This is a genomic window from Candidatus Rokuibacteriota bacterium, assembly GCA_016209385.1.
Taxonomy (GTDB): Bacteria; Methylomirabilota; Methylomirabilia; order Rokubacteriales; family CSP1-6; genus JACQWB01.
On sequence record JACQWB010000038.1, the window covers coordinates 1 to 8,298 of the forward strand.

An 8,298-nucleotide genomic window follows, 5' to 3' on the forward strand; every position below is an offset into this window, starting at 1 on the left:
CTCCCTCACCGCGACCTCGATCTCGCGCAGGCTCTCCTTGATCCGGAACGGGTTATACCCCGCGAGGCCCACGAAGCGGTCCGGATACCGCCGCGTGTACTGGGTCACCTCCTCGAGGGACGTGTCCATGTACATCCACTTGTTCCAGTACGACCACATCTTCGTCTGCGTGATGAACACGCGCTCGACGTTGGCCTCGTCCATCTTCCGGAGCATGGCTTCCATGCTCTCGAACGACGGCAGGCTGCCGATCGCGCGCTCCATCCGGCAGACCAGCTCGCCCTTCTTCGCGTCGGTCCACTTGGCGATGAACTCGGGCGTCGCCACGTAGTACATGAAGTCGATCGCTTTCACGTCCTGTGCCATGGTTCTCTCCTTCTCGTTCCTGTTCGCCCCCCCCCACCTCTATCCTCTCCCCCTCGGGGGAGAGGGCTGGGTGAGGGGGCCATCGTCGTCAACACATCGTGAGGCCGCCGCTCACGCTGACCGTCTGGCCGGTCACGAAATCCGCCCCGGGCGAGGCCAGGAAGACCACGGCGGCAGCGATGTCCTCGGGCGCCCCCACGCGCCCGAGCGGGATGGCGCGCGTGACTCCCTCGATCACCTTCTGGGCGCTCGGCGACTGGGCGCGGATCGACTGCAGGAGCGGCGTCTCGGTGAGCCCGGGGCAGACCACGTTGACCGTGATGCGGTGGCGCGCCAGCTCGCGCGCCAGGGTCTTCGAGAAGGCGATCACCGCTCCCTTGGTCCCCGCGTACACGGCCTCGCCGGTCGAGCCCACGCGGCCGGCGTCGGAGGCGATGTTGATGACCTTGCCCGAGCCGCGCCGCACCATGTGGGGGAGCGCGGCCTTGCAGGTATAGAGCACCGCCTTGAAGTTGATCGCGATGATCTTCTCCCAGGTCTCCTCGTCCGACTCCAGGAACAGCTCCAGCCTGTCCCAGCCCGCGTTGTTGACCAGGATGTCGAGCTGGCCGAACTGGACGAGGGCCTCCTCGATCGCTCGCTCAACGTCCTTTCGCCGGGTCAGGTCCACGGCGAGCGCCAGCCCTTTCACGCCGAGCGCCTCCACCTGGTCCTTCACGGCCCTGGCGTTCTCCGCCAGGATGTCCGCCACGGCGACCTGGCAGCCCTCGCGGCCCAGCGCGAGCGCAATGGCCTGTCCGATCCCCCGGCCTCCGCCGGTGACGAGTGCGGTCTTTCCCTCGAGCTTCACGGCTCCCTCCTCCTTCGCTGGTCGTCTGTGTGTGATCTCACCGGTGCTTCCACACCGGCGGGCGCTTCTCGACGAAGGCGCGGAGCCCCTCCGCCGCGTCCTCGCTTCGCATCAGCTCGTCATGGTAGAGCGCCTCGAGAGCGGCGAGCGCCGCCTCGAAGCTGCGCCCGCTGGCCTCGCGGACCGCGCGCTTGGCCAGCCTGAGGACCACCGCGCTCTTGTCGGTGAATCTGCCGAGCGCATCGGCCACAGCGGCCTCGAGCTGCTCAGGCGGGACCACGCGGTCCACGAGGCCGATCCGTTCGGCCTCCCGGGCGGAGACGACGTCCCCGGAGAGGAGGAGCTGGAGCGTGCGCGCCAGCCCTACGCGCGTCGGATAGTGGACGGCTGCGATGGGGGGGAACACCCCCACCCTGATCTCAGGCTGTCCCAGGGTGGCGGTTTCGCTGGCGATGACCAGATCGCAAAATGTCGCCAGCTCAGCCCCGCCCCCCAGGGCCGGCCCCTGGACCACCGCGAGCGTCGGGCAATCCAGGGACCGGATGTGACGAAAGATCTGGTGAAAGGCCTCTAGCATGGGCTTCACGCTGTCGCCCAGGTGGTCCTCGACCGCAACGCCAGCGGAGAAGGCCTTGCCCTCGGCGGCGAGGACGAGGGCCTTGGTCTCGGGTCGGCGCGAGCACTCCCGGAGGGCAGCGTTCAGTTCCTCCATCATCTCGATGGTCAGGATGTTGAGCGGCGGCCGCGCCAGCGTGATGCGGGCCACCGCACCGTCGAAGTGGGAGCGGATGAAGCGCTCGCTACCCATGGCTCACCTCCCCTGGCTCACGCCTGCTTCGCCGCGGAGCGCGGTCTGAGGATCGGCAGCGAAGGCGGCCAGCTCCGCGTGGGTCAGGGCCCCATCGCCGAAGAAGCGCTCGAAGCTGGCTTCCATGCGCTCCCCCAGGCCCGGGAATGCCCGCTCAAAGTCCTCGAGACGCTCGGCCCGGATCGTGACCGGAGCCCAGCCGAGGCGTCCGAGCCTCCCGTCGACGAACGCGTCCCAGAGGACGCGGTAGCGATCGCTGAGCAGTCGCTGACGCGCGGGCGCCAGCGCCGGCGCACGGAGCCGCGGCTCGTAGCCGAACGCCGGGTCGAGCATGTCAGCAACGTGGAGGAACTCGCGCCGGAGGAGCAAGCGCAGGCGCTCGGGGACCGTGAGCGTCTCCGGTCTGAGACGGAGGACCACCACGCGCTGCCGCGGCCCGGCGCCCCCGTCCTCGGGAGAAACGAACAGCTCGGCGCCCTCATCCCGCCCCGATCGCGCGCAGGCGACAAGACACCGGCCGATCTTCGCCGCGACGGACGGCTGCTCCTCGAGTGCCAGCTCGAGCTGCCGCCCGAGGCCGAGCCGCTCGAACCACGCGGCGTGCACCGCACGAAACCCGGCCTCCTGCTCTTCGGGGTCGTGGACTTCGTAGAGCCGGTCCCTTTCACGCCGGAGGTCGCCCTCCGCCGCGCGACCCCGCGCCGCCAAGAAGACCGCCTCCTCGACCAGGCGCGGCTCGTACTCGATCGCGATCTCGGCCATGCCTGCGCCCCTCACCGGCCGCCGGGGCAGTCGGACCGGAGCCGGATCTGGAGGAGGTCGCCCACCGAGCCGCACGCCATCGGGGCATCGGCGTGCTGAACCGAGCGGAGACGCAGGAACTCGGGCCCGGGCGCCACCCCCGCCTGGGCGCAATCGAGGGCCACAAAGTCAGCGCAGAGCGTCCCCAGGGCGCCGAAAAACCCTCCGGGGTCCTCGCGCGCGAGCCGCCGCCCGAAGGTGGGCGCCCACCGCCCGAGGTGGTCCCGGAGGAAGCGGCGGGCCGCCTGCCGCGTCGCGTCCAGCATCGGCCGATCGTCGCGCTCGAGGGCGTAGGCCTCCTTGCGAGCCAGGAAGAGCAGGAACTCGCACTCGCTGCTGATGTGATCGATCCTCTCATGAGCTGTCGCAGCCAGCTCAAGACCGAAGGCCCGGTAGAACGCGGCGAGGTCGCTCATCTCCTGCATCGGCTGGAAGAGCGAGTCCTCCCCGTACTCGGTCTCGTAGGGCGGGACGCCGCCGCGCGCCGTGGGGCCGAAGAGGCGCCCGAACGAACTCGCGAGCGCCTCGATGCCGTCGTGCCTGCCGAGGCGATGCACACGCGGGGCGAGCTCGGATCCCCGCGCTTCGTCGAGGCGCGCCGCCGCATCGGCCAATGCCCCGGCGCCCTCGGGCGAGGCGAGCCGCACCACGGTCTCGGCCGTCGGCGGTTGAAATCCGAGCGCCAGCGCCTCATAGAGCCCGCTCCTGCACAGCGCCATATCCACCGCCGAATGCGCCGGCTCGGCCGGATCGAGCGCCGGCTTTGCCGATTCGAGCGCGGGCTTTGCCCGCGCAAGCTCATGGGGGGAGGCATGGGAGGGGGGCGTAGCCCCCCTCCCACTGTCATATTGAGTTCGCATGTTTGCTCGGCCTCACGTGGACCGGCTCCTCGAACGTGGTCCTGAACAGCTCCTCACCGTCCTTCCCGTAGGCGATCACCGTGTCGTTGTAGAGCGTGACGCGCCTGCCGCGGACGGTCGCCTCGTAGACCTTCGGGCCCTCCACAAACTTGTACGCGTATACGATCTCCCGGGCCCGGTTGAAGAGCTGGAGGACGGCGAGGAGCTCACGGTCGGGGTTTTCGTAGCGCTCGATCGCCTGGTCCACGCCCGGTCCGAACATCTGGCGGAGGTAGGGACGCGGAACCCACCGGGGTGGGATGTAGTAGCCGTTCGGCGCGGTCCCGAACTGGGGATAGAGGGGGAGCGCCACCTTGGCCACGTGGACGAGATAGTAGAGCGGGTGGTAGCGGTCCTCCGCCCACGTCCCGTCGCGGTTCATCCTCACCAGGCCCTGCAGGCGGATCTGGCCGATGCAGGCCGCCATGCAGCGGGTCTGCCAGGCCCGCCCCCCCGACTCCGGGTCCTTTCCTTCGAGGCGCGGGTAGCAGGCGATGCATTTCTCGGAGATCCGGGTGTTCCCCCGGTACATGGACTTCTTGTACGGGCAGGCCTCCACGCACTTGCGGTACCCCCGGCACTCCTTCTGGTCGATCAGGACGACGCCGTCCTCAGGTCGCTTGTAGATCGCCTTGCGCGGGCAGGCGGCCAGGCACGCCGGGTAGGTGCAGTGGTTGCAGATGCGGGCCAGGTAGAAGAACCACGTCCGGTGCTCAGGAAGCCGCTCGCCGGTCTTGTGGAACTCCATGGGCACCCCGCGCGGTCCCACGGGGTTGTCCTCGTAGATGTTCGGTGAGTTCCACTCCTCGTCGGCCGGCAGGTAACCGAGGATCCGGGCGCTGTCGGGAGTGAGCATCCGCTCGGCCTCGAAGATCGTCTGGCCGCCGAACCGGCCGTAGGGCGCTTTCGGATCGCTCGAGAGCCTCTCCGACCAGCGCTGGCCATCCGGGTTCGCCGCCTCCAGCAGCTCCAGGATCTTCATGTCCCAGAACATCGGGTAACCGCCGTAGGGCTTGGTCTCGACGTTGGCCCACCACATGTGCTCCTGGCCCTTCGAGAAGGTCCAGGTGGACTTGCACGCCATGGTGCAGCTCTGGCAGGCGATGCACCGGTTGATGTTGAAGACGAAGGCGAACTGCCGCTCGGGATAGGCCGCCGCGTACGGGTACTTCATCGCACGGCCGAGCTGCCAGTTGTGGACCGAGGCCATACTCACGCTCCTTCCGGAGGAGGATCGTCGGCGCTCAGGCGGCCGAGGCCCCACGCGCGAACGGTCTCCCTGACGATCTCGCTCACGACCGGCTCGCCGAGGGCGCGGTAGACGTGGTGAAGGCCGGCATAGAAGGGGTTCCGGAAGAGCCGGAGGAGCCGCGCCTCGTCGAAGCCGAGGCGGGCGAATTCTTCGGCGAAGACATAGGCCATCTCCCGCACGGTCTCCGCCTCCGCGGGGAGGGCGACGCCGATCAGGACGTTGGGATCGGCGGGATCCGGATCACCCCACGGCATGGCTCGCTCTCGTCACGCAGGATCCGCGCCGCCCGCGTCGAGGCCGACCAGCCGCGCGGGGTTGGCCTTCAGCATCGGATCGATCTCGCGCGGGGTCAGCCCCAGGATCATGAGCAGCCGGATCATCAGACGGAGGGCTTCGAGCTGCGTCGGCTCCAGGAGCATCCCGACGTCGCTGGCGATGATGCACCGCTCGGGCCCGATCCGCCGGACGAGCTCGAGGGTGCGGGCGGGATCGACCACGGGCGCCTTGATCACGCTCGGGAGCGAGGGGTAGCAGAAGAGGCCGGCGTACACCCCGTTACCGACGAGCCCGGCGATCTGCTCCACCGTGAACGAGCTCAGCGGGTGATCGAGGACGGCCGCGGCCCCGAGGACGCCGATCCGCTCGACCACCGGCGCCAGGCCCTCGTAGTCGTCCATCCCGCCGTACTTCTTGCTGTGGCTGGGAGCCCCCAGGTTGATCCCGATGCCGTGGTCCCGCGCCAGCTCGAGGATCCGCTCCACCTCGGGCCGGACCTTGCCTCCCTCGACGAGCGTCTCCCCGTACACCGGGTTGAGCCAGATCATCCTGAACGCGGGGAAGCGGAGGGCCTGCTCCACCTGCTTCGGATCCACGGAGAACGTGATCGGTACCCCGCCGTACACCTCGATGCGCTGCGCGAGCGCGCCGCTCTCCACCAGATCGTCGATGTGGCGCTGGGTGGCGCAGGCCTCCCCGACCGTGGAGTAGTAGTGGTCCTTCCGCACCACCGCGCGCATTCCGGCCCGCGCGGCGTCGACCGCGACCTGGGTGAAGTCCTGGCTCCGAGGGATGAGGCTACAGGGGTCGGCGTGGACGTGGACATCGATCGCGCCCCTGAGGCACTCGTCCTCGGCGCCGGCCTGGAGCTGGCGCACAACCGGATACTGCTCGAGGAAGCGCGTGAGCCAGCCGCTTCCCGACAGCTCCCGGAGTCGAGCCTCGGAGATTAACTCCCTCTGGTCCCCCCGTGTCGCGCTCATCGTTGCCCCTCTTTCGCACTCAGGCAGGGGTCATTACCATCTTCTGGCCACACTCCCCGCGCAGGTGATGCCCCGATCCGCCCTCGGTCAGGATCCGGACCATCAGAGCCGGGTCGGTGATCCGGATTCCGCCCACCACCTCGACGCCGCGCGCGAACAGCGGCAACGGGAAGAGGCTGGCCGTCGGTCCCGCCACGGCAATGCGGCAAAATTTGCTCACCGCGTCGAGCAGCGCGTCCATCGTGTGGTTGACCAGCGCTGACCCCGTCAGGATGGCCACCTCCGCCCCGGCGAACACGTCGCGCGCCGCCTCGGGAGAGCGGTAGCGGCTCCGGTCCACGCCCCTCAAGGTCTCCGGGTTCTTCTCCACGACGCAGAAGTCGGCTTCAACCTGCCTGAGGCGGCGGATATACGGCTCGAAGGCGCCGACCAGAACCACCTTCGTCCCCGTCCCGATGGGCAGCGCATCCAGGGCATCCCGGCCGACGGTTACCAGATACCCGTCGGCGCCGGCCTTGTCTTCCAGGAGATGGGAGAGCGCATTCAGCGTGGCCACGCCGATGGCCCGCTTCAGGACATTCCGGTCGAGGGCGAAGGGGAGCAGGTCCCTCGCGAGCCGGCCGCGGATCGAGCCCGCCTCGGGCATCCGGGCCAGCGAGCGGGGACAGCAGACCGCTTCCGGGATTTCCCGGATTGGAGTCGCCGCCATGCCCGCGTGACCGGTCTCGAGGACGACGCCGGTGAAAAAGACCCCCACCGCGACGTCGGCGACGGTGAGCCAGTCGAGCTGCGTGCCGAGTTTCTCCTCGAGAGCCGCGACGGTCTCTTTCAGCAGAAGGCTCATCGCATCACCCCCAGGCGGGCTCACTCATGGGAAGGCTGGGCGGTAAGCGCTGCCACTCCCGATCCCGCCGTGCCGTTACGCCCTGGAGATCAGGCCCTACCAGCCGGCCGCCACCGATGGTGTGGCAGGAGACACACTTCTCTTGAAAGATGGCTTGCCCTTCCACGGGCGAGGGAGGTGGAGAGGCCGCATCGGCGAGACCAACCAAGCCGGCGAAGAGGGAACCTAACGCCAGCGGTGCAAAAACCCGCGCGGTGGCGAAGCGGGCTCGGAAAGCACGCACAGCTCCCATGGGCTCTATCTCCCCTCCTCAGCACCGCGCCTGGCCTCCCGGCTCACCCTCGCGCCAGACGCAAGCTCTGCGATCAGGCCGTCGCAGCGCTCGATGTTTCTGACGTGGACGGCCCGCATCTGGCGAAGGAATGCCTCACTCTCCTCATCCAGCTCCTTCTCTAGCGGGGCATCCAGGCGCTTTACCACCCAGCCTTGACCCCGGTTAAGCATCCGGAGGCGATCCGGGAGCGTGGGCTCCGCCATGACCTTCTCTGCGAAGTCGCCTTTCGTCTCCGACATTCTCCCGCGCTGCCGCCTGATGGCGCTCGCCAGGCCAGCGCAGGACCACGCTTCATCGTCCCGTATCCCTTCAAAGAGCTTTCGCATTTCCAGCGTGATGGCGACCTCGATCAGATGCGACATGGTCTCCACCCCGGCGCGCTCGGCCTCCAACAGCTCGTTGAGCCTTTCAATCGTCTCCATCGTCTGCGTCCCGGTCACTTCTGAAGCTCCTCCAAGAACCCTTTGAGCACCACCGCGTTGTTGTGCTCAGGGTCCCGCGCCCCGTAGACGAGGGTGACCTTCTCGCGGGACGCCTTCAGGGCCATCTCCTTGAGCAGCTCACCGTGCTTCCCGAGCTCCGCGCGATATCGCTTTCGGAACTCGGCCCACTTCTTCGGGTCGTGACCGAACCACCGCCTGAGACGATCCGACGGCGCGAGATCCTTCGCCCAGTCGTCAATCTTCACCCTCGCCCCGGAGAGCCCCCGAGGCCAGAGGCGATCCACGAGAATCCGCCGGCCATCCGCCGGCGAAGGCGGCTCATAGACCCGCTTTATCCTCATCATCGCGACGTTACCATCAGCGGTGCCGGTAGAGGTCGCCGGCCAGGTAGCGCTTCATGAACTCGCTCTCGTTGTCCGGCGTGTAGCCGGTGGTGGCGGGC

At 68.4% G+C, this 8,298-nt stretch carries 12 protein-coding genes; all 12 read right to left on the reverse strand.

Translation table 11 applies throughout. The features are described 5' to 3' along the window. Positions 1 to 366 (reverse strand): hypothetical protein (locus HY726_02645; protein ID MBI4607892.1); only part of this gene is annotated, 366 nt, incomplete at its 3' end. Positions 367 to 454: 88 nt separating this feature from the next. Next, a complete protein-coding gene (locus HY726_02650) occupies positions 455 to 1,216 on the reverse strand; it encodes a glucose 1-dehydrogenase (protein MBI4607893.1) in 762 nt (253 codons plus the stop codon). 37 nt (positions 1,217 to 1,253) lie between these two features. After that, entirely contained in the window at positions 1,254 to 2,024 is a 771-nt protein-coding gene (locus HY726_02655) for an enoyl-CoA hydratase/isomerase family protein (protein MBI4607894.1), read from the reverse strand. A gap of 3 nt (positions 2,025 to 2,027) precedes the next feature. Then, complete coding sequence (locus HY726_02660; protein ID MBI4607895.1) at positions 2,028 to 2,786, reverse strand: hypothetical protein; 759 nt, start codon at positions 2,784 to 2,786, stop codon at positions 2,028 to 2,030. Positions 2,787 to 2,797: 11 nt separating this feature from the next. Next, entirely contained in the window at positions 2,798 to 3,544 is a 747-nt protein-coding gene (locus tag HY726_02665; GenBank protein MBI4607896.1) for a molecular chaperone TorD family protein, read from the reverse strand. Between the two features lie 124 nt (positions 3,545 to 3,668). Then, positions 3,669 to 4,934, reverse strand: coding sequence for a 4Fe-4S dicluster domain-containing protein (locus HY726_02670; GenBank protein MBI4607897.1), 1,266 nt, complete (start codon positions 4,932 to 4,934; stop codon positions 3,669 to 3,671). A gap of 2 nt (positions 4,935 to 4,936) precedes the next feature. Beyond that, complete coding sequence (locus HY726_02675) at positions 4,937 to 5,230, reverse strand: hypothetical protein (protein MBI4607898.1); 294 nt, start codon at positions 5,228 to 5,230, stop codon at positions 4,937 to 4,939. A 12-nt stretch (positions 5,231 to 5,242) separates the two neighbouring features. Then, on the reverse strand, positions 5,243 to 6,235 hold the full coding sequence (locus HY726_02680; GenBank protein ID MBI4607899.1) for a hypothetical protein: 993 nt from the start codon (positions 6,233 to 6,235) through the stop codon (positions 5,243 to 5,245). A gap of 19 nt (positions 6,236 to 6,254) precedes the next feature. Then, a complete protein-coding gene (locus HY726_02685; GenBank protein ID MBI4607900.1) occupies positions 6,255 to 7,079 on the reverse strand; it encodes a DUF364 domain-containing protein in 825 nt (274 codons plus the stop codon). Positions 7,080 to 7,083: 4 nt separating this feature from the next. After that, positions 7,084 to 7,371, reverse strand: coding sequence for a cytochrome c (locus HY726_02690; protein MBI4607901.1), 288 nt, complete (start codon positions 7,369 to 7,371; stop codon positions 7,084 to 7,086). Positions 7,372 to 7,376: 5 nt separating this feature from the next. Next, on the reverse strand, positions 7,377 to 7,853 hold the full coding sequence (locus tag HY726_02695; GenBank protein MBI4607902.1) for a hypothetical protein: 477 nt from the start codon (positions 7,851 to 7,853) through the stop codon (positions 7,377 to 7,379). Beyond that, positions 7,850 to 8,200 carry a DUF488 domain-containing protein gene (locus HY726_02700; GenBank protein MBI4607903.1) on the reverse strand — a complete coding sequence of 117 codons (351 nt, stop codon included), beginning with the start codon at positions 8,198 to 8,200 and terminating at the stop codon, positions 7,850 to 7,852. Before HY726_02700 ends, HY726_02695 begins: the two co-directional genes overlap by 4 nt. Between the last annotated feature and the right edge of the window lie 98 nt (positions 8,201 to 8,298).